General features: G+C 67.6%; 17 protein-coding genes. 11 read left to right on the top strand and 6 right to left on the bottom strand.

What is annotated here, in order from left to right:
* Nucleotides 1-3 precede the first annotated feature (3 nt).
* Together ACOTSS_RS16105 and ACOTSS_RS16100 are read left to right on the top strand one after the other, a co-directional pair.
* Entirely contained in the window at nt 4-873 is an 870-nt protein-coding gene (locus tag ACOTSS_RS16105) for a 2-dehydro-3-deoxygalactonokinase (protein ID WP_448689002.1), read from the top strand.
* Nucleotides 870-1511 carry a 2-dehydro-3-deoxy-6-phosphogalactonate aldolase gene (locus ACOTSS_RS16100; protein WP_448689001.1) on the top strand — a complete coding sequence of 214 codons (642 nt, stop codon included), beginning with the start codon at nt 870-872 and terminating at the stop codon, nt 1509-1511. Before ACOTSS_RS16105 ends, ACOTSS_RS16100 begins: the two co-directional genes overlap by 4 nt.
* Here ACOTSS_RS16100 and ACOTSS_RS16095 read toward each other — a convergent pair.
* From ACOTSS_RS16095 to ACOTSS_RS16085, 3 genes are all read right to left on the bottom strand, one after another.
* A complete protein-coding gene (locus tag ACOTSS_RS16095; RefSeq protein WP_448689000.1) occupies nt 1499-2362 on the bottom strand; it encodes an SMP-30/gluconolactonase/LRE family protein in 864 nt (287 codons plus the stop codon). The genes ACOTSS_RS16100 and ACOTSS_RS16095 overlap by 13 nt on opposite strands.
* A gap of 11 nt (nt 2363-2373) precedes the next feature.
* Complete coding sequence (locus ACOTSS_RS16090) at nt 2374-3306, bottom strand: Gfo/Idh/MocA family protein (protein WP_448688999.1); 933 nt, start codon at nt 3304-3306, stop codon at nt 2374-2376.
* 309 nt (nt 3307-3615) lie between these two features.
* Nucleotides 3616-4539, bottom strand: a complete 924-nt coding sequence (locus ACOTSS_RS16085) for a TPR domain-containing protein (protein WP_448688998.1) — start codon at nt 4537-4539, stop codon at nt 3616-3618.
* A gap of 167 nt (nt 4540-4706) precedes the next feature.
* Here ACOTSS_RS16085 and gdhA point away from each other — a divergent pair, with 167 nt between their 5' ends.
* The 5 genes from gdhA (at nt 4707) to ACOTSS_RS16060 (ending at nt 15897) form a co-directional block, all read left to right on the top strand.
* A complete protein-coding gene (gene gdhA / locus ACOTSS_RS16080; RefSeq protein WP_448688997.1) occupies nt 4707-6062 on the top strand; it encodes an NADP-specific glutamate dehydrogenase in 1356 nt (451 codons plus the stop codon).
* A gap of 50 nt (nt 6063-6112) precedes the next feature.
* Nucleotides 6113-7552 (top strand): multiheme c-type cytochrome, encoded by a 1440-nt coding sequence (locus tag ACOTSS_RS16075; protein WP_448688996.1) that lies wholly within the window; start codon nt 6113-6115, stop codon nt 7550-7552.
* Between the two features lie 140 nt (nt 7553-7692).
* Nucleotides 7693-9672: a heme-binding protein gene (locus tag ACOTSS_RS16070; protein ID WP_448688995.1), complete on the top strand. Its 1980-nt coding sequence runs from the start codon at nt 7693-7695 to the stop codon at nt 9670-9672.
* A gap of 3 nt (nt 9673-9675) precedes the next feature.
* The gene (locus ACOTSS_RS16065) at nt 9676-11607 is read left to right on the top strand and encodes a hypothetical protein (RefSeq protein ID WP_448688994.1); all 1932 of its coding nucleotides are present in this window, start codon (nt 9676-9678) and stop codon (nt 11605-11607) included.
* A 3-nt stretch (nt 11608-11610) separates the two neighbouring features.
* The gene (locus ACOTSS_RS16060; protein ID WP_448688993.1) at nt 11611-15897 is read left to right on the top strand and encodes a hypothetical protein; all 4287 of its coding nucleotides are present in this window, start codon (nt 11611-11613) and stop codon (nt 15895-15897) included.
* A 468-nt stretch (nt 15898-16365) separates the two neighbouring features.
* Here ACOTSS_RS16060 and ACOTSS_RS16055 read toward each other — a convergent pair whose 3' ends face one another.
* Nucleotides 16366-18459 (bottom strand): RelA/SpoT family protein, encoded by a 2094-nt coding sequence (locus ACOTSS_RS16055; RefSeq protein ID WP_448688992.1) that lies wholly within the window; start codon nt 18457-18459, stop codon nt 16366-16368.
* A 123-nt stretch (nt 18460-18582) separates the two neighbouring features.
* On the opposite strand from ACOTSS_RS16055, the gene ACOTSS_RS16050 reads away from it, so the two are divergent.
* The 4 genes from ACOTSS_RS16050 (at nt 18583) to ACOTSS_RS16035 (ending at nt 22434) form a co-directional block, all read left to right on the top strand.
* Entirely contained in the window at nt 18583-19950 is a 1368-nt protein-coding gene (locus ACOTSS_RS16050; RefSeq protein WP_448688991.1) for a glycosyltransferase family 4 protein, read from the top strand.
* Nucleotides 19926-20444, top strand: coding sequence for a winged helix-turn-helix transcriptional regulator (locus ACOTSS_RS16045; protein WP_095388007.1), 519 nt, complete (start codon nt 19926-19928; stop codon nt 20442-20444). The genes ACOTSS_RS16050 and ACOTSS_RS16045 overlap by 25 nt, the downstream gene beginning before the upstream one ends.
* Before the next feature lie 62 nt (nt 20445-20506).
* On the top strand, nt 20507-21631 hold the full coding sequence (locus ACOTSS_RS16040; RefSeq protein WP_448688990.1) for a sensor histidine kinase: 1125 nt from the start codon (nt 20507-20509) through the stop codon (nt 21629-21631).
* The gene (locus ACOTSS_RS16035; protein WP_095388009.1) at nt 21628-22434 is read left to right on the top strand and encodes a LytR/AlgR family response regulator transcription factor; all 807 of its coding nucleotides are present in this window, start codon (nt 21628-21630) and stop codon (nt 22432-22434) included. The genes ACOTSS_RS16040 and ACOTSS_RS16035 overlap by 4 nt, the downstream gene beginning before the upstream one ends.
* 190 nt (nt 22435-22624) lie before the next feature.
* On the opposite strand, the gene ribA is transcribed toward ACOTSS_RS16035, so the two are convergent.
* Together ribA and ACOTSS_RS16025 are read right to left on the bottom strand one after the other, a co-directional pair.
* Nucleotides 22625-23692: a GTP cyclohydrolase II gene (ribA, locus tag ACOTSS_RS16030; protein ID WP_448688989.1), complete on the bottom strand. Its 1068-nt coding sequence runs from the start codon at nt 23690-23692 to the stop codon at nt 22625-22627.
* Nucleotides 23689-24477 (bottom strand): exodeoxyribonuclease III, encoded by a 789-nt coding sequence (locus ACOTSS_RS16025; protein ID WP_448688988.1) that lies wholly within the window; start codon nt 24475-24477, stop codon nt 23689-23691. Before ACOTSS_RS16025 ends, ribA begins: the two co-directional genes overlap by 4 nt.
* Between the last annotated feature and the right edge of the window lie 203 nt (nt 24478-24680).

Raw genomic sequence — 24680 nt, 5'->3', positions numbered from 1 at the left:
GGCGTGGGTGATGTTTTTCTGGCCGTCGACTGGGGGACCACCAACCGGCGCGCCTTCCTGATCGAAGATGGCGCGGTCGTGTCGACCGAGCGCGATGCGACCGGCATCCTCGCGGTGCCCGCGGGCGGGTTCCCGGCCGCGGTGGCCGCGCTGCGCGCGCGATACGGTCCGGTCCCCGCGATCCTCGCCGGGATGATCGGGTCGAATCGCGGCTGGATCGACGCGGGCTATGTCGGCTGTCCGGCGGGTCTCGACGCACTGGCCGGCGCAGCGGTGACGCCAGCCGAGGGGATTCGCGTCGTGCCCGGCGTCTCGCGCAGCGACGGCGGCCGCGCCGACGTCATGCGCGGCGAAGAGGTCCAGTTGCTCGGCGCGGTTGCCGCCGGGATGGCGCCGGCCGACGCGCTGCTCTGCCAGCCCGGCACCCACTGCAAATGGGCGACGATACGGGATGGCGCTATCGCCGACTTCGCGACCGCGATGACCGGCGAGATGTTCGCGCTGCTCAAGGCGCACGCGCTGATCGGCGGCGCGATGACCGCTGAGGTCGCTGACGATGCGGCGTTCGCGCAGGGCGTCGCCGATGCCGACGACGACGACCTGCTGGCGCGGCTGTTCGGCGTCCGGCCGGCGAGCCTGCTCGGGCTGCGCGACGACGCCGATGCGGCCTCCTATGTCAGCGGGCTGCTGATCGGCAGCGATTGCCGGGCGCGTCTGCGGGGTGGCGCGCGCGACGTCTTCCTGCTGGCCGATCCGGTGCTCGGCGGGCTCTATGCGCGCGCGATCACGGCATGCGGCGGCCGGGCGGTTCTGGTCGACAGCCACGCCGCCTTCGTGGCCGGGATCGTGAGACTCAGGGAATGGATGCGATGATGACCTTCGATGACGCTTTCGCCCGCTGCCCGCTCGTGGCGATCCTGCGCGGGGTGCGCCCCGACGAGGTGGAGGCGATCGGCGCGGCGCTGGTCGAAGCCGGCTTCACGCTGATCGAGGTGCCGCTGAACTCGCCCGATCCGTTCAACAGCATCGCGCGCCTTGCGGGGCGCTTCGGCGACCGGGCGCTGATCGGGGCGGGCACGGTGCTCGATGTCGCGGCGGTCGAACGCCTTGCCGCGGCGGGCGGGCGCATGGCCGTTTCGCCCAACACCAACGAAGCCGTCATCCGCGCCAGCGTCGCCGCCGGCATGGCGTCGCTGCCGGGTTATGCCACGCCGTCGGAGGCCTTCGCCGCGCTCGCCGCGGGGGCGACGGCGCTCAAGCTGTTTCCGGCCGAAGGCGCGAGCCCGGCGGTGCTCAAGGCACATCGCGCGGTGCTGCCCCGCGAGGTGCCGGTGCTCGCCGTTGGCGGCATCACGCCCGTCACCATGGCGCCGTGGGCTGCGGCGGGCGCGGCCGGGTTCGGGCTCGGCTCGGCGCTCTACAAGCCCGGCGCCGGCGCCGTGGAGGTGGGCGCGGCGGCGCGCGATTTCGTCGCGAGCTGGCGCGCCCTGACCGCTGGTCAGCCCGCGTAGCGCCCGGCCGGGAGTCCCCGACAGCCGGGATCGACCTCGAACAGCGCGCCCGCCTCGGGTTCGTCGCGTTCGACCCCGTCGGCGGCGGAAGTCACGAACATCCGGTCGAGGGCCGCGCCGGCAAAGACCATGTTGGTGATCTGCGACGCGGGCAGGGCGATGCTGCGCTCGGGCCTGCCCTGGGGGTCGAAGCGCCTGACGCAGGATCCGCCCCAGCAGGCCACCCACAGTCCGCCCTCGGCATCGAAGGTCATGCCGTCGGGCGATCCCCAATCCGGGTCGAAGGCGATGAACGGCTGGCGCGGCCCCAGCGAGCCGTCGTCGCGGATGGCGAAGCGGAAGATCGTGCCGAGCGCGGTGTCGGTGTGCAGCAGCGTGCTACCGTCAGGCGCGATCGCGGGGCCGTTGGCGATGGTATAGGGCCCGTCGACCCGCGCGATGCGGCCATCGGGGTCGAGCCGGTAGAAGGCGCCGCTCGGGCGGTCGCAGGTGACGGGCATGGTGCCCGCCCAGATGCGGCCCAGCGCATCGGCCTTGGCGTCGTTCATGCGATTGCCGTCGCAGTCGGGTTCGGGCGCGGCGATGGTCTCGATCGTCAGCGGGTCGAGCGTCAGCCGCACGATCTCGCGGCCGTGCCCTGCGATCAGGCCGGGCGCGCCCTGCCGTTCGATCACCCAGCCGATCGTCTGCGGCACCTCCCAGCTGTCGGTGCGCCCGTCGGTGAGCGTCAGCCGGTTGACGCGGCGCTCCAGAATGTCGGTCCAATAGACCGCCTGCTCGCGGTCCGACCACAGCAGGCCTTCGCCCAGCCGGTCGCGCCGCGCGCGCTCCACAATGCGGATTTCGGCCATCGCCCGCCCGATCATCCGTTCCAGTCGAACGCGCCGACCGTCTCGCGCTCGCCGAGCAGGAAGGCATCGGCGACGAGCCGGAAGGGCGACAGGTCGGTGTCGCTTTCGCGCGCGGCGACCAACTCGGCGAAGCGTTGATAGAGCCGGGCATATTCGGGCACATCGGGCACGGCGACGGGGATGCCATCCACCGCCATCGTCGACGCGCCCTTGCCGAGCGCCAGCGTTCCGCGATCGGTCTCGACGAGGATGTCCCAGCTCTGCGGCCCGCGCTGGTCGAAATCGAACGCGACGGCGACCGGCGCGCCGCCCGCGCTGCGCAGCGACAGGTCGGCCGCGATCGGCGCCGCCTTGTTGGCCGGAAAGCGCAGGCGGGCCCGGTCGAGCAGCAAGGCGCCCGGCAGCAGCCGGGTCACGACCGACAGCGCGTTGATGCCGGGGTCGAACACCCCGATGCCCGGCTCCCAGATCCATTCCTGCCCCGGATGCCACACGCGGACATCTTCTTTCCAGTCGATGGCGACGCGGCGGATTGTGCGTCCGGCGAGCCACGCGCGCGCGGGCTCGACCGCGGCGGCTTCGCGCGAATGCCAGGTGACATGGAGCACGCTGCCGCTTGCCGCCGCCGCGGCAACCAGGGCTTCGGCCTCGCTCAGGCTCGCGGCAGGCGGTTTTTCGAGCATCACGTCGAGGCCGAGTGCGATCGCCTCGCGCATCAGATCGAGCCGGCCGCGCGGCGGCGTGCAGATTGCGATGGCCTGAAGGTCGGGCACCGCCCTGCTGAGGTCGGCGAGGTCGGTGAAGGCGGGAACGCCGTCGAGCGCGTTGTGGCGCGACAGGGTGGCGGCGAGATGGAAATTCGGGTCGGCGGCGATCGTCGGGACATGCTGATCGCGGGCGATCTTGCCGACGCCGGCGATAGCGATGGAAATGGGTGGGGTCATCGGGCGGGTCCGGGTGAAGCGAAAGGGTTCGAGCGATCGGCTATCACCTGAATTAATAATATTAAAGCATATATTGTCGCGCCTCTGCGCGAATCCCGTTTCTCGCTGGCGGATGTCGGTTTTGTACGAGAGCGGACGATGAAATCCTCCCCGCTTGCGGGGAGGGGGACCGCCGAAGGCGGTGGAGGGGGCGGGCGGCCTGAAGCGGCGTGGCGCAAGGACGCCAACCCCCTCCGTCAGCGCTTCGCGCTGCCACCTCCCCACAAGTGGGGAGGATCCAAATGACCGCCCCCCTCCGCTTCCCGATGCTTACGCCCCCGGCACGCCCAGCATCGCGGCCTGCGCCTTGAGCCGGCCCGCGGCGCCGGGATTGGCGGCGATGGCGTCCTTCAGCGCCTGCGCCGCTTTCGCGGTCTCGCCGAGCGTCATGCGGCTGCGCATCAGCATGATCCAGCGGTCGACGTCGGCGGGGTTGGCCTTCAGCTTCGCCTCCAGCCCGTCGACCATCCCCGCGATCATCGCGTCCTGCTGGCCCTTGGGAAGCTGCGAGGCGGCTTCCATCTCGGCGCGGCTCGGGCCGGGAATGGCGCGCGCGGCGACGGGCATTTCGGCGGGGGCAAGCGCCCTCGCCTGCGTCTGCGCAAGCCGCGATGCGACGTCGATCTTGTGGATCGCGCCGACCTGCTCGATCGTGCGGCGAAGGTCGGCCTCCCACGGCGCGCCCTGCGGCGTGTCGGCGAGCAGTGCGAACCAGTCGTCGATCGCGCCCTTGTGATCGCCCGCGAGATCCTTTTTCACCGCCATGAAATAGCGCGCGCGCGGGTCCTTCGCGTCGAGCGCGATCGCCTTGTCGAAGGCTTCGCGCGCGGCGGGCGGCATCGGGTCGCGCGCGCTCGCCATCACGCGCGCCTCGCCGAGCGCCGACCAGATCGCAGCGCTTTCGGGAGCGAGCGCCACCGCCTTTTCATACGCGCCCGCCGCGCCGGCGAAATCGCCCATGTCGAAGCGCGCGGCGCCGAGCATCGTCCACGCCTCGGCGCTCTGCGGCTCGCGTCGCGTCCGTTCTTCGAGCGCGGTGAGTTCATCCCCCGGCGCGGCGGTGGCGACCGGGGAAGCGGGCGCCGGGGCATCCGAATCGCGCCACAGCGCATAACCAACAGCGGCGAGCAGCAGCACGAAGGCCGCGATCAATATCGCGCGGTTGGTACCTGACAGGCCTTTGGTCTCGCTCATTTTTGCCCCTCCGCATCGCGCGTGAAAAAGGTGACGGTCCGCTCGCTGCCATCTTGCCTTTGCGCCGCGATGGTGTAGCCTTTGTCGGGCAAGGTCGGTCAACGACAATTTCGTCAAAACATGGGGGTCGCACCAATTTTCCCGGTCTGAGCGAGGGGGAGGGTGCAATGGCAGTTTCGGATCACGTCGATTTTCCGACGTTCATGCAGGGGGTGAAGAAACGCAACCCCGGCCAGGACGAGTTCGTGCAGGCGGTGCAGGAAGTCGCCGAGGATATTTTCGACTTCATCGCCGACAAGGAAGATTATCATTCGCAGCAGATATTGCGGCGCATCGCCGAACCCGACCGGGTCGTGTCGTTCCGCGTCTGCTGGGAGGACGATAACGGCCATATCCGCGTCCAGCGCGGCTGGCGCGTCCAGAACAACAATGCGATCGGCCCCTATAAGGGCGGCATCCGCTTTCACCCGAGCGTCACCGAGAGCGTGCTCAAATTCCTGGCGTTCGAGCAGACGTTCAAGAATGCGCTGACCGGGCTGCCGATGGGCGGCGGCAAGGGCGGGTCGAACTTCAACCCCAAGGGCAAGAGCGTGCGCGAGATCATGCGCTTCTGCCAGAGCTTCATGACCGAGCTCTATCGCCACATCGGCGCCGACGTCGACGTGCCCGCGGGCGACATCGGGGTCGGCGGGCGCGAGATCGGCTATATGTTCGGCCAGTACAAGCGGATCACCGGCGAATTCACCGGGGTGCTCACCGGCAAGGGGCTCGAATGGGGCGGCTCGCTGATCCGCACCGAGGCGACCGGCTATGGCGCGGTCTATTTCCTCGCCAATATGCTTGGCGCGAAGGATCAGGATCTGGTCGGCAAGACCGCGGTGATCTCGGGCTCGGGCAATGTCGCGACCCACGCGGCCGAAAAGATCGTCCAGCTCGGCGGCAAGGTGCTCACCCTGTCCGATTCGGGCGGCTTTATCCACGATCCCGACGGCATCACGCAGGAGAAGATCGACTGGGTGAAGGCGCACAAGACGCATCGGCGCGGGCGGATCGAGGATTATGTCGGCGAGTATAAGTCGGCGACCTTCATCCCCGGCAAGACGCCGTGGGGGGTCGAATGCGACGTCGCGCTGCCCTGCGCGACGCAGAACGAGCTCAATGGCGAGGATGCGAAGACGCTCGTCAAGAACGGCTGCATCGCGGTCAGCGAGGGCGCGAACATGCCCACCGATCTTGCGGGGGTCCACGTCTTCCGCGACGCGAAACTGATGTATGCGCCGGGCAAGGCCGCCAACGCCGGCGGCGTCGCGGTGTCGGGCCTCGAAATGAGCCAGAACAGCGAGCGGCGGAGCTGGAGCGAGGGCGAGCTGCAACAGATGCTGAAAGACATCATGGCGGGCATCCATGCGCGCTGCCTGACCTATGGTGACCAGGGCAATGGCTATGTCGATTATGTGAAGGGCGCCAATATCGCGGGCTTCAAGAAAGTGGCCGACGCGATGCTGGCGTTCGGGGTAGTGTAAGGGACCGCTCAGGGGCAAAAGCGCCGGGTGAGGAAAGGGGACTGTTGCGGATGACGACGCACGCTGGAAAGGAGCGCGGCGATCGGCCTTGGGCGGCGTTGGCGGGCTTCGTGCTGATGCTCGCAGCGCTCGCGCTCGCGGCTGTCGTCGCGGCACCGCCGGCGCGCTCGCAGGGCGAGAGCGGCGGGCGCTTCCTCGGCGTCGCTTCGTGCGCCGGATCGACCTGCCACGGCCGGATGGAAGGCGACGGCACCGTCGTCCGCCAGGACGAGCTGATGAAATGGCAGGAGCCCTCAACCCCCGGCGGCGCGCACAGCCGCGCCTGGGCGGTGCTCGGGAACAGCCGCAGCCAGTTCATCGCGCGCAATCTCGGCATCGGCGACCCGAGCCGAGCCGCGATGTGCCTCGGCTGCCACAGCGACGCGGCGGCGAGCCGCGGCACCGCGCCGCTCGAGGACGGGGTGAGCTGCGAATCGTGCCACGGCCCGGCAGGCGGCTGGATCGCCAGCCATTATGCCGGGGTGGGGGCGAACGCCGATCCCGGCGCCGAAATGCGCGAAAAGCATCTCGCGAACCTTCGCGCGGGCCTTCGCAAGCTCGAGGATCCGGTGGTGCGCGCGGGCGTGTGCGTCGACTGCCATTTCGGATCGGCGGGCGAGGGGCAGTTCGTCACGCATCGCATCATGGCGGCGGGGCATCCGCGCATCTCGTTCGAGCTCGACCTCTTCTCGGCGCTGCAGGCGCATCATCAGGAGGACGCCGACTATGGCTGGCGCAAGTTCGGCGGCGCGGGCGGGCGCACCGATCATGTCCAGATGTGGGCGGTCGGACAGGCGACCGCGCTCGAACGCAGCCTCGCGCTCTTCCAGTCGAAGCGTGGGACCGAGGGGATGTTCCCCGAATTCTTCTTCCTCGACTGCCATAGCTGCCACCGCCGCATCTACGACCAGGCGAAGCCGGTGAAGACGAGCCTCGACAATCCGGGCCGCCCCGGCATCCCGGAGGGGATGCCGCCCTATAATGACGAGAATCTGATCATGCTGTCGGCCGCGGCGCGGCTCGCCTCGCCCGCGCTCGCCGAGCAGCTCGGCGCGCGCAGCGCGGCCTTCCACCGCGCCATCGCCACCGACCGGCCGAGCGCGGTCGCGGCGGCGGCCGCGCTTGCGCAGACGGTCGCGGCGCTGAAGGCGGCGTTCGCGTCGCGCGGCTTTTCGGGCACCGACGCCTTTGCGATGGTCGATGCGATCGCGGCGAAGACGGTGGGCGACCGCTTCACCGACTATGCCGGATCGTCGCAGGCGGTGATGGGGGTCGACACCCTGCTCGGCGCGATGGTGTCGTCGGGGCGCGTGACCGTTGGCGCCGCCGCGGGCATCCGCGCCGACATCGACCGCGCTTATGCGGCGGTCAAGGACCCCAATTCCTATCGGCCCGCCGATTTCCAGGCCGCGCTCGGCAGCGCGGTGCGCGCGATCCAGGCGCTCAGATAGTCATGCAGAACCATCAAATCCGATCCGCATCCCCGAGCGAAGACGAGGGGCATTGCCGAGCGAAGTCGAGGCGCTGTGCGGGTTCTCGCTCCGCTCGAACGGCCCCCTCGTCTTCGCTCGGGGATGCGGGAGCTAGGGGTGTGCAACGCTCCGCCCTCTTTCGCTCGGTCGCCTTTGCCGCGCTCGGCGCGCTGCTCCTCGCCTCGTGCGGCGGCGGAGGCGGGGGCGGGGGCACCACGCCGACGCCGAGCCCCGCGCCGACGCCCACCCCGACCCCCACCGGCGGGCTCTACACTCCGCCCGCCGCCCAGGCGCTGAGCATCGCCGAGGTGCAGCAGATCCTTGCGAACGCCGTCGCCGAGGCGCAGGCGCGCAGCCTGCCGTCGATGATCGCGGTGACCGACCGCGTCGGCAATGTCCTCGCCGTTTTTCGCATGACCGGCGCGCGCGCGACCGCGACGACCTCGGGGGCGCCGAACGGCGACGATATCGACGCGCAGAATGTCCCTTTCCCGGCCGAGGCCGGCGCGATCGCCAAGGCGATCACCGGCGCGTACCTCTCGAGCGGCGGCAACGCCTTTTCGACCCGCACCGCGAGCCAGATCGTTCAGCAGCATTTCCCGCCGGCGCCGACGACGCTCGGGCTCGAAAGCGGGCCGCTGTTCGGGGTGCAGTTCAGCCAGCTTCCGTGCAGCGATTTCTCGTCGCGCTTCGGCGCCGCGGGGACGGCGGCGCTGATCGGGCCGAAGCGTTCGCCGCTCGGCCTTTCCGCCGACCCGGGCGGGCTGCCGCTCTACAAGAATGGCGTCCTCGTCGGCGGCATCGGGGTGATGGGCGACGGCGATTACGGCAGCGATCCCGACACGCTCGACATCGACAATGATGCTGAGGAGTTCATCGCGCTCGCGGGCACGCGCGGCTTCGAGGCGCCCGCGGGCATCACCGCCGACAAGATCACCGTCGACGGGACGAGCCTGCGCTTTTCCGACGCGACCTACGCGGGGCTGATGACCGGCGGCGGCGCGAGCTTCGCGAGCGTCAACGGCAGCGCGGGCAGCCTGATCGCGGTCACCGGCTATGCGAGCGCCGCGGTGATCGCGGGAACCGCCTATGGCAGCGAGGCGTCGGGCATCCGCGCCTCGACGGCGGGCGAGTTTTCGAACCGCGACGCCTTCGTCCTCACCAACGGCAGCGGCGCGAACCGCTACCCGATCCGCGCCGGCACCGACGGCGCGTCGAACAGCGCGCCGTTGACCGCCGCCGAGGTGCGCGCGCTGCTCGAGGAAGCCTTCGCGGTGATGAGCCGCGCCCGCGCGCAAATCCGCCGCCCGCTCGACAGCCGCGCACAGGTGTCGATCAGCGTCGTCGACACCAATGGCGAGATCCTCGGCATCGTCCGTTCGCCCGACGCGCCGATCTTCGGCACCGACGTGTCCTTGCAGAAGGCGCGCACCGCGACCTTCTTCTCGAACCCGCAGGCGGGCGCCGAGCTGTCGGCGAACGGCAGCGCCGACGTGCGCCAGTTCGTCCCCGCGCTGCGAAGCTTCCTGAACGACCCCTCGGCGCTGACCGGCACCTATGCCTTCGCCGACCGCTCGGGCGGCAATCTGTCGCGTCCCTATTTCCCCGACGGCGAGCTCGGGCGGCCGCACGGCCCGCTGTCGCGCCCGATCGACCAGTTCAACCCCTTCTCGACCGGGCTGCAGTCGGCGCTGATCATCGGCAATCTCGGCCAGCATCTCGCCTATGTTTCGGGCGCGAGCGCCACCGATACGCCGCAGCGCTGCACGACGCTGCCCGACGTCGCGCCGGGGCACAACCGGCTGCAGAACGGCATCCAGATTTTTCCGGGCTCGGTGCCGCTCTATCGCGGCACCCGGCTGGTCGGCGGCATCGGCGTGTCGGGAGACGGCATCGACCAGGACGACATGATCAGCTTTTTGGGCGCGCACAACGGCGGGGCGCGGACGGGGGCGTTCGGCAACGCGCCGGTGGACATGCGCGCCGATCGCATCGTCGTGCGGCTGGCGGACGGGGCGACGGTGCGGCTGCGCTACATCAGCTGCCCCTTCGCGCCCTTCCTCGACACGGCGCAGCAAAATGTCTGCGACGGGCTCTAGGCGATGATGGCAGGGGGGAGCCTTTGGCCGCTGATCGCGAGCCTCGCGGCGCAAGGAGCGCCGGGCGACGCGCCCGCGCCCGCCGCGCCGCCTGCGGCCGGGCAACCGGCCGCCGAACAGCCCGCGCCCGCCGAGCCCTCGCTCGACGAGCTGACCCCGCCGCCGCCGCCGGTCGACTGGCGCGAGATGATGGGCGACGATCTCGTCACCCAGATCCTCGATGGCCGCCGCCGGCCGGGCTACAACCCCGATCTTCCCGACCGGTTGACCCAGGACAATGAAGGCGCGCTCCGGCCACCGCCGCCGCAGGCATTTCCGGGGATCGAGGACCAGCTTCCCATTCCCGACCGCTGGCGGCTGATCGAGACGCTGGGGGTGGTCAAGGAACGCTGGTTCGATCCCTATCACCAGAATACGCTGAAGGGTGACCGGCCGATCGACCGCAGCAAGGTCAAATGGCTGCCGATCAAGGGTGACGACTGGTTCTTCGTCGCCAATCTGATTTCGGACAGCGTGTTCGAGCCGCGCACCTTCCCGATTCCCAATGGCGTCCAGACGACGGCGCGCCCCGGCAGCCTCGACGTGTTCGGCAAGAACCGCAGCTTCGTCGCGTCGCAGACCTTCATCGGCGGTTTCGCGCTGATCAAGGGCTCGACCGCCTTCAAGCCACCCGACGTCGAATATCGCCTGACGCTCGCCTACAATATCAACTATGTCGACGTGCCCGAACGGCGCGTGCTCGACGTGCGCCCGTCGAAGAAGAGCCATCGCTTCGACCATTTCATCGGGGTGCAGGAAGCCTTCATCGACAAGCATCTCGGCAATGACAGCGACCGCTACGACTTCCATTCGATCCGCATCGGCATCCAGCCGTTCCAGAGCGATTTCCGCGGCTTCCTGTTCAACGACAGCCAGCTCGGCATCCGCTATTTCGGCAATCGCGACAACAACCGCTTCCAATATAATCTCGCGGCCTTCTGGCGGCTCGAAAAGGACACCAACAGCGGGCTCAACGATATCACGCAGACCCCCCGCGACGATTTCATCCTGACCGCCAACGTCTATCGCCAGGACTTCCCCTTCGTCGGCCTGACCAGCCAGGTCAGCGCGACGTGGAACATCAACCGCGAAAAGGGCGATATCCAGATCGACCACAACGGTTTTCCGGTGCGGCCGGCGCTGCTCGGCGATCTGCGCGGGCGCGATTATGACGTCGTCTATCTGGGCTACAGCGCCGACGGACGGATCGGCCGGCTCAATTTGACCGCGAGCTTCTATGCCGCGCTCGGCGAGGACCGGAACAGCTTCTTCACCAGCGAGCCCGCGAATATCCGCGCCGGCTTCGGCGCCGCCGAACTCAGCTACGATCAGGACTGGATGCGCTTTCGCCTGTCGGGGCTCTACGCGACCGGCGACGGCGATCCCTATAACGACACCGAGGGCGGCTTCGACGCGATCTTCGAAAATCCGATCTTCGCGGGCGCCGACACCAGCTACTGGATCCGCCAGACCATCCCCTTCGCGGGCGGCGGGCGCGTTATCTCGATCAACGGCCGCAACGGCATATTGAACTCACTGCGCTCGTCGAAGGAGGAGGGGCAGTCGAACTTCAACAACCCCGGCACCATCCTCCTCGGCGCGGGCGCCGATTTCGACCTGTCGCCGCAGGTGCGCGTCAGCGCCAATGCCAACCATCTGTGGTTCGAGAACACATCGAGCCTGCAGGTGCTGCGCAGCGAAGGCTCGATCCCCAGGGATGTCGGCTGGGACCTGTCGCTGGCCGGCATCTGGCGGCCCAAGGCGACGCAGAATATCGTCGGGCGGTTGAGCGCCGCGGTCCTCGTCCCCGGTGCGGGGTTCAAGGATTTGTTCGAGAACAAGCAGCGCGACGACATCTATGTGTCGATCCTCGCCAATCTGATCGTGAGTTTCTAGCCGATGCCGCGCAAGCTCCTCGCCCTTTTCGCCTTTCTCGCGATGTCGCTCGCCTTCGGCGCGCAGATGGTTCGCGCGTCGGAGGAGGAAAAGCCGGTCAAGGTCGACTATCGCTTCACCCCGCCCGCGCCGCGCGAGCAGAGCGAGGCGGAGATGATGGCGAAGTCGCAAGGCTGCTACAGCTGCCACGTCCGCACCGACCGGCCGACGATGCACGCGACCCCTGCGGTGCGCCTCGGCTGCACCGACTGCCACGGCGGCGACGCGCGCGAGGTCGGCGACCCGAAGCTCGGCTACGACGACCCGCACAACAAGGCGGTGATGCAGCGCGCGCACCCGCAGCCGACGCTGCCCGGCGCGTGGGGCGGCACCTCGGCGAACCCCAAGCGCAGCTATACGCTGCTCAACAAGGAAGCGCCCGAATATATCCGCTTCGTCAACCCCAGCGACTATCGCGTCGCGCGCGAGGCCTGCGGCGCCTGCCACCTGGAGATCATCGAGGCGGCCGAGCGCTCGCTGATGTCGACCGCGGCGATGTTCTGGGCGGGCGGCGCCTACAACAACGGCATCGTCCCCTTCAAGAACTCGATCTTCGGCGAGGCCTATACGCGCACCGGCGAGGCGGCGTGCGTGCTGTCACCCTCGTCGCGGCTGACGGCGGAGGAATATAAGGAGGCGTGCAAGCCCAGTTTCCCGTCGGACAAGATCTTGACCGACAGCGAGACGAAGCGCGGCGCGCTCGCGCGGCTCTATCCGCTGCCGCGCTGGAGCGTGATGCCGCCGAGCGACGTGTTCCGCGTCTTTGAGCGCGGCGGGCGCAACATCAACACGCAATTCCCCGAGATCGGCCTGCCCAACCCGACCGGCAGCATCCAGCGGCTCGAAGAGCCGGGGCGTCCCGACCTCAAGCAGTCGAACCGCGGTCCGGGCACTGGCTTGCGCGTCGCGATCGCGGTGCTCAACCTCCACAAGACGCGCCTCAACGACCCCTATATGTGGTTCATGGGGACCAACGACCAGCCCGGCGACTATCGCCAGTCGGGCTGCGCGGGCTGCCACGTCATCTATGCCAACGACCGCGAGCCGCGCCACAGCCTGACCTACGCCCCCTATGGCCGCGACGGCGAGAGCGCGACGGTCGACCCGACCATCGCGGGCAAAAAATGGATGCCCGATGATCCGGCGCACGGCGGCGGGCACGCCGATGCCGCCGCGCATGCGCCCTCGCCCGAGGGGCATGGGGCGCTGATCGACCCCGCCGCGGCCGCGGCCGGGGCGCAGGCGAAGCCGCGCGGCGAATCGGGGCACCCGATCACCCACGCCTTCACCCGCGCGATCCCGACCGCGCAGTGCATGAACTGCCACATGCACCAGCCGAACATCTTCCTGAACTCCTATCTCGGCTACACGATGTGGGATTATGAATCGGACGCGCCGCAGCTCTGGCCGGGGCCCGAGAACACGGCGCCGCGCCCGCCGGGGATGAGCGACGAGGAGTATCGGAAGACCTACAAGCAGCAGCGCTATCCGACCGCGGCCGAGGTCCATCGGACGCTCGAACGCAACCCCGAGGGGGCAAGCCCGCGCGGGCTCTGGTCCGACGTCGAATTCCTGCGCGACGTCTATGACGTCAACGACAGCAACAAGGACACGCAGTTCGCCGACTATCACGGCCACGGCTGGAACTTCCGCGGTGTCTTCAAGCGCGACCGCAACGGCAATCTGCTCGACGCCGAAGGCAATATGGCGACCTACGGCACCGACACCGCGCATATCGTCGACCCCAGGGATCCCGAGAAATGGCGCAAGAGCTGCGCGCATTACAGCGACGCGAAGCAGCGCGACCTCTGCCTCGCGAGCGCCGACCCGGGCAAACCCGGGGTCGAGGGTAAGTTCGTGCCGCCCGGGCTCAACCCCGGCAAGACGGTCCATATGATGGATATCCATGCCGAAAAGGGGATGCAGTGCGCCGACTGCCACTTCGCGCAGGACGCGCACGGCAACGGCTATATCCAGGGCGAGGTCGCGAACGCGGTCGAGATCGGCTGCAAGGACTGCCACGGCACCGCCGACGCGCTGCCCAACCTTCTGACCTCGAACGTCGCGGCGCGGCCGCAGGGGACGAACCTCGCGCTGCTGCGCAACTCGGACGGGCGGCGGCGCTTCGAATTCCAGTACGGCGACGACGGCGAGGTGACCGGGCTGATCCAGCGCTCGATCGTCGACCCCAAGCTCGAATGGCAGGTCAGCCTCGTCAAGCAGGCGGTGACGCCGGGGCCGCATTTCAACGCCAAGGCCGCGCGCGCCAAGCTGATGTCGCGCTCGGGCGCCGACGACGGCAGCTTCGCCTGGGGACCGGGGGTCGGACGCGAGGATCGCGCCCACGGCGACGACCGCATGGCCTGCTTCACCTGCCACCTCTCGTGGACGACGAGCTGCGGCGGCTGCCATTTGCCGATCGAGGCGAACTGGAAGACGAGCATGCACCATTTCGAGGGGGAGGAGACGCGCAACTTCGCGACCTACAACCCGCAGGTGGCGCGCGACGAGATGTTCCAGCTCGGCCGGCACATGCTCACCAAGCCGGGCGAGCCCGACGCCGACGGCAGCCCGCGCGGCATCATTGCGCCGATCCGCTCATCCTCGGCGCTGATCCTGTCGTCGACCAACATCAACCGCGAGCGCATCTATGTGCAGCAGCCGCCGATCTCGGCGGCGGGCTTTTCGAGCCAGGCCTTCGCGCCGCATTTCCCGCATACGGTGCGGCGCCAGGAAACCAAGCAGTGCACCGACTGTCACCTGTCGGCGGCCGACGACAATAATGCGATCATGTCGCAGCTCCTCTTGCTGGGCACCAATTTCGTCAACTTCACCGGGCTCAATGTCTGGTCGGGGCTCGAGGACGGCTTCCAGGCGACGCGCGTCACCGAATGGGACGAGCCGCAGGCGGTGATCGGCAGCTATCTGCAGCGCTACGCCTATCCCGATTACTGGAAGCTGCACGTCGAACAGAATGGCCGCGAGCTCAAAAATTGGGTGCGCGGCAAGACCTTCGACAGGAAGGGGTCGGGCGAAAGCCACGCGCTCGAGGAATTCCGCAACATCGTCCAGGGGACGAGCGGGCGGGTGAACTGCCTCCAGCAGCGCGGCGAATATATGTTCGTCGCCGAGGGCAAGGGCGGTTTCCGCGTCTACGACGTCGCCTCGATCGGCAACAAGGGCTTCTCCGAGCGCATCGTCCGCGCGCCTTTCTCGCCGCTCGGCCACGACACGCATGTGAAAACCGCGAACGCGACCTGCATGGCGATCGGCACCACCCAGCCGATCAGCATGGCGCGCAACGACTATATCCGGAAGAATTTCCCGGAAAACCATGAGCAGGCGCTCCATCCCCTCTATCGCTACGCGGTGATCACCGACAGCGTCGAGGGGCTGATCCTCGTGGACATCGACACCCTCGCCGACGGGGAGTTCCGCAACAACAGGCTGACCCGCGCGCTGACGTGGAACCCCGACAATATGCTCGCGGGCGCGCGGCACGTCACGCTCGCGGGCGACTATGCCTATATCGCCGCCGACACCGGGCTCGTCGTCGTCGATCTCTCGAGCCCGCTCGAACCGAAAATCACTGCGCGGCTGCCGCTCACCGACGCGCGGGCGAGCGCGGTGCAGTTCCGCTATCTGTGGGTCACCGATGCCGAGGGGGTGAAGCTGTTCGACATCACCCATATGGAGCGGCCGGTGCCCGTGCCATCGGGGACGGTGCGGCTTGCCGACGCGCGCAAAATCTATCTCGCGCGCACCTATATGTATGTCGCGGCGAAGCGCGACGGGCTGGTCATCGTCGATGTGACGCGGCCGACGGCACCGATCGCCGGGCCACCGCTGACCTTCGGCGGCGCGATGAGCGATGCCGAGGATGTGATCGTCGCGACGACCAACGCCTCGCTGTTCGCCTATGTCGCCGATGGGCGGAACGGCATCAAGGTGCTCCAGCTCACCAGCCCCGACAATCCCGGCCTCTACGGCTTCTCGCCCAGGCCGACGCCCGAGCTGATCGCCTGGGCGAAGACCCCGGCGCCGGCGCTGTCGCTGTCGAAGGGCCTTGACCGCGACCGCGCGGTCGACGAGACGGGCGGACAGATCGCGATCTTCGGCCGCGTCGGCTCGCGTCCCTTCACCCGGCCCGAAATGGAGAAGCTGTTCCTGAACGGCAAGGGGCTGGTCTACAAGGTCAGCGACGCGGTCGATCAGAGCGGCTGGCGGCCGCCGCTTGCTTATCCGAACTGAAGGCGAAGGCAGCTGACGGCCGGTTTCGGTCCTATCCGATGTAATTCCCGGCGAAAGCCGGGATCCAGAGCGTAATGGCGCAGCGTCGGCACTCCAACGCCCTGGACCCCGGCTTTCGCCGGGGATCACCGATTGGCTATCCACCGGAACGCGCGCCTGTCTTTCATCGTCACCCCGGACTTGATCCGGGGTCCCGCTTGACCTTCCGAAGCCAGTCGATGCCTCAAAAAGCGGGATCCCGGATCAAGTCCGGGACGACGAATGTCGAAGAACGACCGGAAGCGGCCATAAGATCCTCCCCGGAACGGGGAGGGGGACCGCCGAAGGCGGTGGAGGGGGCGGGAGGCCTGAGGCGGCGTGGCGTGAGGACGCGAGCCCCCTCCGTCAGCCGCTGCGCGGCTGCCACCTCCCCACAAGTGGGGAGGATTTGAATGTCCGCTCCCCACCCCGAAGCTGACCGAGTTGAGTCTATAACCGTTCCGCCTGCACCACCTGATCCGACGCGCGCAGCGCCGACAGGATGCGCATCACATGGTGGACGTCGCGCACCTCGACGACGACGTCATAGGTGTGGAAATCGCCCTCGCGGTTCGACAGGCGCAAATTGGTGATGTTCGCCATATTGGCGGCGAGAATGCCCGACATTTCGGCGAGCGTGCCCGGTTCGTTGAGGATGACGACGCAGAGGCGCGCATTGCCGCCCTCGCTGTCCTCCTGCCAGCGCAGGTCGATCCAGTCGGCGTCGACCCCGTCGGCGAGGCTGGGGCAGTCGATGACATGCACCTCGATCCCCTCGTCCGGGCGCGCGAGACCGACGATGCGGTCGCCGGGCACCGGGTGGCAGCAATCGGCGAGCTTGTAGGCGACGCCGGGGGTCAGCCCCTCGATCGACACCGCCGCGCCCTGCTTGAGCTTGCCGGGTTTCGACTTCATCTCGGCGGTGATGCCGGGGACCAGTGCCTCGAGCACCGCATTGTCGCCGAGTTGCCGCTTGCCGATCGCGACATAGAGCGCGGTGTCGTCCTCGAGCTTCAGCCGCTCGATCGCCGCCGCGCGCGCCTTGTCGCCGATCTTGCCGGGCAAGCGGCGCGCGATCTCGTCGTACATCTTGCGCCCTAATGCGGCGAGCTCGACCTTTTCCTTCGAGCGGACATGGCGGCGGATCGCGGCGCGCGCCTTGCCGGTGACCGCGAAGCCGAGCCAGGCGGGCTGCGGTGTCTGCTTGTCCGACGACAATATCTCGACCGTGTCGCCGTTCGCGAGCTGGGTGCGCAGCGGCACCAGCCGGCCGTTGACCTTGGCGCCGACGGTGCGGTCGCCGAGCCCGGTGTGCACCGCATAGGCGAAATCGACCGGCGTCGCGCCCTTGGGAAGCTGGTGCAGGCTGCCCTTCGGGGTGAAGGCGAAGATGCGGTCCTGATACATCGCGATGCGCGTGTTTTCGAGGAACTCGTCGGGGTCGTGCGTCTGTTCGAGGATTTCGATGAGGTCGCGTATCCACCCCGCCTGCCCGTCGGGGGCAGCACCGCCCTGCTTGTAGGCCCAATGCGCCGCAAGCCCGAATTCCGACTGCTGATGCATGTCGAGGCTGCGGATCTGGATCTCGATCCGCATATTCTGCTGGTGCATGATCGTCGTGTGGAGCGACTTGTAGCCGTTGCGCTTGGGGGTGGAGATATAGTCCTTGAAGCGGCCGGGGACCATTTTCCACTTGCGATGGATCAGGCCCAATGCGGCATAACAGTCGGCATCGGTCGGGGTGACGATGCGGAACGCGATGATGTCGGTTACCTGTTCGAAGCTGACATGGCGCTCCTGCATCTTGCGCCAGATCGAATAGGGGTGCTTCTCGCGCCCCGAGACCTCGGCCTCTATGCCGTTCTTCGCGAGCAGCTCCTTGAACTCGCGGGTGATCGCGGCGACCTTGTCCTTGCCGCCCGCGGTCAGCTTGGCGAGGCGGCCGGTGATCGTGGCATAGGCTTCGGGCTCGAGCTCGCGGAAGGCGAGGAGCTGCATCTCGCGCATATATTCATACATGCCGATCCGCTCGGCGAGCGGGGCATAGATGTCCATCGTCTCCTTGGCGATGCGGCGGCGCTTGTCGGGATTCTTGATGAAATGCAGCGTTCGCATATTGTGCAGCCGGTCGGCGAGCTTGACCAGCAGCACCCGGATGTCGTCAGACATGGCGAGCAGGAACTTGCGCAGATTTTCCGCCGCGCGCTCATTCTCTGTCTGCGCCTCGATCTTCGACAATTTGGTGACGCCGTCGACCAGCCTTCCGACGTCGCTGCCGAACAGCCGTTCGATCTCGTCGGGCGTCGTCAGCGTATCCTCGAGCGTGTCGTGGAGCAGCGCGGTGACGATCGTCTCGCTGTCGAGGTGGAGGTCGGTCAGGATGCCCGCGACCTCGACCGGATGACTGAAATAGGGGTCGCCCGAGGCGCGCTTCTGGCTGCCGTGCTTCTGGACGGTGAAGACATAGGCGCGGTTCAGCAACGCCTCGTCGACGTCGGGGTCGTAAGCGCGCACGCGCTCGACAAGTTCATATTGCCTGAGCATTGCCTCCAATGTCGTTGCTGAGGCCATAAATGCAATGCGAAACTTGCTTGCGCCATCAGGAATTGGTTAGCAACTTTGGTAAAGCCGTTTGGAAGCATCAGGCGCGCGCTCTAGGACGGAGCGATGGGGACCGATGCTCTTGATTCGATGCCGTTCCGTGCGCGGGCGCCCGTGTCTGCGGGTGCGGGAAAGCATCTTCTGCTCCTCAGCTACTGGTTTCCGCCCGCCAATGCGGTCGGCGCCTCGCGCCCGGTCGCGATGGCGCGCCATTTCGCGAGCCGCGGCTGGCGGGTGACGGTCGTCGCCGGGGCTGCGTCGACGGTCCCCCCTACCTTCACCGCCGACCTGACGGGGTTCGACGTTCATTATGTGCCCGATGGCTGGCTGACGCGGCAATCGGGCTTCAGGGCCGAACGGAGCGTCGCTGCGCAGTGGCTGAGCACGGCGCTGCGCCTCTCGTCCTGGCCCGACCATTGCTGGACTGTCGCGCGCGCCATGAAGCGCCGCGCCTTTGCGCTGTTGCGCAGCGGGCTGCGGCCCGACGTCATATTGTCGACCGCGCTGCCCTTTTCGGTCCACACCGCCGCCCGGGCCGTCGCCCGGCGCAGCGGCGCGCTGTTCGTCGCCGACAATCGCGATATCTGGGCGCGCAATCCCTATAAGTGGATCGCACCCCTTTATGTACCGTTCGAGCCCGGCCATGAACGGAGGATGCTGTCGTCGGCCGATCTGGTCGTCGCGGTCAGCGAAGGGATGAGCGGCTATTACCGGGCGGCCTATCCGCATCTCTCGGACAGGATTCTCATCGTGACGAACGGCGTCGACGAGAGCACCGCCGCCGCCGGACATCATGTTCGCACGCGCTCGCGGCTGAGGCTGGTCTATACCGGCATCCTCTATGGCGAGCGGCGCGACGTTAAGCCGCTGCTGCGCGCGGCGCAGGGGCTGGATTGTCAGGTTGCCATCGACTTCTACGGCTCCGAACCGGAGATCGTGCGCCAGCTCGCCGCCGAATTCCCAGGGCTCGCGATCGTGGATCGCGGCAAGGTCTCGCGCGCCGAGGCGCTGAGGGCGCAGGCCGAGGCCGATGCGACGGTTCTGGTGGTCGGCACCGACCCGTGGGAGGATACGCTGCTGCCCGGCAAGCTGTTCGAATATATCGGTTCGGGGCGACCGATCATTGCGCTGGCCAATGGCGATTCCGATTCCGGCCGGATCATTGCGGGGCACGACCTGGGCATTGCGACGACGGACGAAGCCGTCCTCGCGAATTTCCTGACACAGCTCGCGGAGCAGGGCATGGCGAGCCGGGCATCGGTGCCCGAGGGTCTGACGCGCACCCATCAGCTGGGCCTGTTGGAAGACCGGCTCCTGGCGATGATGGCCGCCCGGTGCGCCGCCCGCGCCGGTACGGCCGATCACAAAGTTTTTGGCGTTGAAGCGGATAATGGGTTAGGGCTGGGCCCATGGAAAAATTACGCGAACCGCTGAACGATCTCTATGGCGGCAATTGTGCGCTGCCGCTTGCGCTCGAGGCGATGGGCGAGCGATGGTCGTTCATGATCCTTCGCGCCGCCTTCAACGGCGTCCATCATTTCGAGGAGTTTCAGCAGGAACTCGGCATCGCGCGCAACATCCTGTCGAACCGCCTGTCGCGGCTGGTCGACCATGGCATCATGGCGCGCGAAGTGATGGCCGAAGACCGGCGCAAGGTGCATTACCAGCTCACCGAAAAGGGCATCGAGCTGCTTCCGGCGATGATCGCGCTGCGTCAGTGGGGTGAGAAATGGGGCGCCGGCGTGCCCTCGACCCCGGTGCTCGTCGACGTGCGCGACGAACAGCCGATCGGCCCGGTGACGATCACCGCGCACGACGGACGCCCGCTCGGCTACAAGGAGCTGGTCTGGAAGCATCGTTCGGAACTGCAGCCGCTCGGCCAGGCGCGGGTGCGCGCCGACCGCATGGCGCCGGTCGCGGCCGAATGACCGCGGACCTCGTCCGGCAGCCCGCGCCGGGCCGCTGAACCATCGCATCGCGGGCAGCCTCCATGCCGCTCTTCGGATTGACCTCGCCGGGCCCCTTTTTCGGCAACAAGGTTCGCGCCTTCTGGAATCTGCAGATTCTCGGCTGGGTCGCGTGGCTTGGGCTGCGCGGCATATCGGGGCTCGCCGGGGGGCAGTCCTTCACCTTCCTCGTTCCGGTGGTCGTCTCCGCAATTACGGGCTTCTCGCTGACCCTGCTGCTGTCGGTCTGCTACCGCGCGCTGATCAACCGCCGGCCGATCCTGATGTGGAGCGCGAGCTTCGGTTTGATGGCGGTCGCCGCGGCGCTTTGGGCCTTCATCGACGCCTGGGTGCTGCAGGTCGTGAACCCTAACAGCGAGTCGGGTCTGACGGGGCTGCTGCTCGCCTTGGTCTACGTCGATGCGACCTCGCTCGCCGCCTGGTCGGCGCTCTATTTCGCGATCAACTATTTCCTCCAGCTCGAGGAACAGAACGACCGCGTGCTTCGGCTCGAGGCGCAGGCGGCCTCGGCGCAGCTCGCGATGCTGCGTTATCAGCTCAACCCGCATTTCCTGTTCAACACCTTGAACAGCATCTCGACGCTCGTACTGCTGAAGCAGGCCGAGCCCGCCAATGCGATGCTGTCGCGCCTCTCGGCCTTCCTGCGCTACACCCTCGCCAACGAGCCGACCGCGCAGGTCACGCTGGCGCAGGAGATCGAGACGCTGAAGCTCTATCTCGATATCGAGAAGATGCGCTTCGAGGACCGGCTGCGCCCGCATTTTGCCATCGATCCCGCGGTTGCGCGCGCGCGGTTGCCCTCGCTTCTGCTCCAGCCCTTGATCGAAAATGCGATCAAATATGCGGTCACGCCGCAGGAAGACGGCGCCGATATCACGATTTCGGCGCAGCTTGCCGGTGAAAACGTCCGGATTACCGTGTCCGACACCGGTGCGGGATTGTCAGCGGGGGGTCCGGACCCCACGACAGGCTATGCAACGGAATCGACGGGTGTGGGTTTAGCCAACATCAGGGACCGGCTGGCGCAGGCCTTCGGTGACCAGCAGCGGTTCGAGGCGCAATCCGGCGCCGATGGCGGCTTCACGGTCCGTATCGAATTTCCGTTTCAGCCCGATGGACAAGCGACGATTGGAACCGGACAGACATGACGATCAGAACCATCCTGGTGGATGATGAAAAATTGGCGACCCAGGGCCTGCAGCTGCGGCTCGAAGCGCATCCGGATGTCGAGATAGTCGACACCGCCCAGAATGGCCGCGAGGCCATCCGCAAGATCAAGACCCACAAGCCCGACCTCGTCTTCCTCGACATCCAGATGCCGGGGTTCGACGGCTTTTCGGTGATCCAGGGGCTGATGGAGGTCGAGCCGCCGCTCGTCGTCTTCGTCACCGCCTATTCGGATCATGCGATCCGCGCATTCGAGGCGCAGGCGGTCGATTATCTGGTCAAGCCGGTCGAGCCCGAGCGGCTCGCCGACGCGCTCGACCGGGTGCGCCAGCGTCTCGCCGAAAAGCGCGGCGTGGCCGAGGTCGAGCGGCTGAAGAGCGTGCTCGCCGAGGTGGCGCCCGAAGCCGCCGAGGAATTCGAGGGCGAGGCGGCGCCCGACGCGCACGCCGCCGATCGCTATGAGAAGATGATCAACATCAAGGACCGCGGCCAGATCTTCCGCGTCGACGTCGACAGCATCGAGCGCATCGACGCCGCGGGCGACTATATGTGCATTTATACCGCCGACAACAGCCTGATCCTGCGCGAGACGATGAAGGACCTCGAAAAGCGGCTCGACCCGCGCAACTTCCAGCGCGTCCACCGCTCGACGATCGTCAATCTCAGCCAGGTGAAGCAGGTCAAGCCGCACACCAACGGCGAATGCTTCCTTGTGCTGGGGTCGGGCGCACAGGTGAAGGTCAGCCGCAGCTATCGCGACGTGGTGGCGCGGTTCGTGCATTGAATCGGCTCGCACAAAGCCACGAAGCCACAAAGACTTCTACAATCCGTTCGCCCTGAGCTTGTCGAAGGGCCGTTCTTTTTTCGCGACGCCGCAAGGAAGAACGGTGCTTCGACAAGCTCAGCACGAACGGGATGAGAGGGCTTCTTTGTGGCTTCGTGGCTTTGTGCGAGCCGAAATCACAACGTCGCGGTTAAAGCTGATGCCCCGTCCTGTCGCGCTTGGTGGCGAGATAATGCTCGTTATGCGGGTTCGTCGGCAGCGCGAGGGGCAGGCGCTCGACCACCTCGACGCCCTCTTTCTCCAGCCGTGCGACCTTTTCGGGGTTGTTGGTCATCAGCCGGATACGCGGGATGGCGAGCAAGTCGAGCATCCGCGCCGCGATCGCGAAGTCGCGCGCCTCGACCGGAAAGCCGAGCCGCAGATTGGCGTCGACCGTGTCATACCCCTGATCCTGCAACGCATAGGCGCGCAGCTTGTTGACGAGCCCGATCCCGCGTCCCTCCTGCCTCAGATAGAGCAGCACCCCCCACGGCGCGTCGGCCATCGCGTGCAGCGCGGCATGGAGCTGCGGCCCGCAATCGCATTTGAGGCTGCCGAGCACATCGCCGGTCAGGCATTCGCTGTGCAGCCGCACGACGGGGGGATGGCCGTCGCGCTTTCCGATCACCAGCGCGACATGGTCCGACGCTTCCTCGGGGCTGCGGAAGGCGACGATCTCGGCCGCCTCGCTCGCTTCCACCGGCAGCCGTGCGCGCGCCGCGATCTCGAGCCGCGTCGGGTCGAGCAGCGCCGCGACATCATCCGCCGCGCATGCGGTCTCCGCCGCGCCAGCCGCTTCGCGGACGAAAAAGGCGGGGAGGAGCCCGGCGTGGCGCGCCATCGTCATCGCGGCGGCGGCTGCCGCCTCGCCCCCCGTCGTAACGGTGTGAAAGGGGCCCTTGAACGGATGCGCGAGGTCGAGCGCCGGGTCGGCGATCGCGAGCGCCTCGGCGACGCTCGCCGCCGCGCCGGCGAGGCGCACCGGCCCCGGCGTCGCCGCGGCGCGCTGGTTGGTGAGCTTCAGCGTCACCGCGCGCTCGCCCGAGAGCAGCAGGTCGGCGCTGGCGAACGCGGCGAGCGCCGCGTCGCGCGCGCTTTCGACCGCCAGCAGGTCGAGCGTGCCGTTGGCGCCGCCGACGCGCAGTGGCCAGCCGCGGCGCAGCGCATCGATCGCGCGCGCCGCCCGGCGGGCGCCCTCGCCGGCCGCGGCGTCGCTCAAAAGGAAAACTCCGTCACCAGCGGAATATGGTCGGACGGCCGTTCCCAGCTTCGCGCCGGCTGGACGACGCGGTGCGCGACGGCCTGGTCCCTGAGGCCGGGCGTCACCCACATATGGTCGAGCCGGCGGCCGCGGTTCGATGCCTCCCAATCCTTCGCGCGATAGCTCCACCAGGTATAGAGCGGGGTCGGCGGCGCGACGAAATGGCGGCCGAGATCGACCCAGTCCGCCGACGCCTGAAGCCGCGCCAGCGTCTCGACCTCGATCGGCGTATGGCTGACGACGTCGAGCAGCGCCTTGTGGTTCCACACGTCGCTTTCGAGCGGCGCGACGTTGAAATCGCCGGTGAGGACGGTCGGCGTCGCGGCGAGCGCGCCCGCCCATTCGATCATCCGGCCGAAGAAATCGAGCTTCTGCCCGAATTTGGGGTTGAGATTGCGGTCGGGAATGTCGCCGCCTGCGGGAATATAGACATTGTCGAGCCGCACGCCCGAGGGCAGCGTCACCCCGATATGGCGCGCCTCGCCGTTCGCCTGCCAGTCATATTGGCGCACCTCGGTCAGCGGCAGCCGGCTGACGATCGCGACGCCGTGGTGCATCCGCTGGCCGTTGGTAACGATGTGGGAATAGCCGAGCCGTTCGAACATGTCCTTGGGAAACAGGCCGCATTCGACCTTGGTCTCCTGAAGGCAGAGAATGTCGGGCGCCTCTTCGCGCAGAAATTTCTCGACGATGCCGATGCGGGCGCGGACGCTGTTGATGTTCCAGGACGCGATGCTTGTCATGCCATCGGCTCTATCGGCGCGGATCGGGCTTCGCAATGGCGCTGCGGCGCGAATGGCGGAATCATAAACCCCCGTCCCAGGGGCGGTGGAACGGGGGTTCAAGGTCAGCGTTCGTCACGCTCTTGAATGAAGGCACCTGACCGTCCGGGTGGGGCAACAGGGGGAAACCCAAATCCGGGGGCCGTGTCGGCGCCTTCGAGAGT

The sequence above is a fragment of the Sphingopyxis sp. NJF-3 genome, from assembly GCF_053514865.1.
Note: the sequence above shows the minus strand (reverse complement) of the source record. Positions and strands in the feature narration are given on the sequence as shown.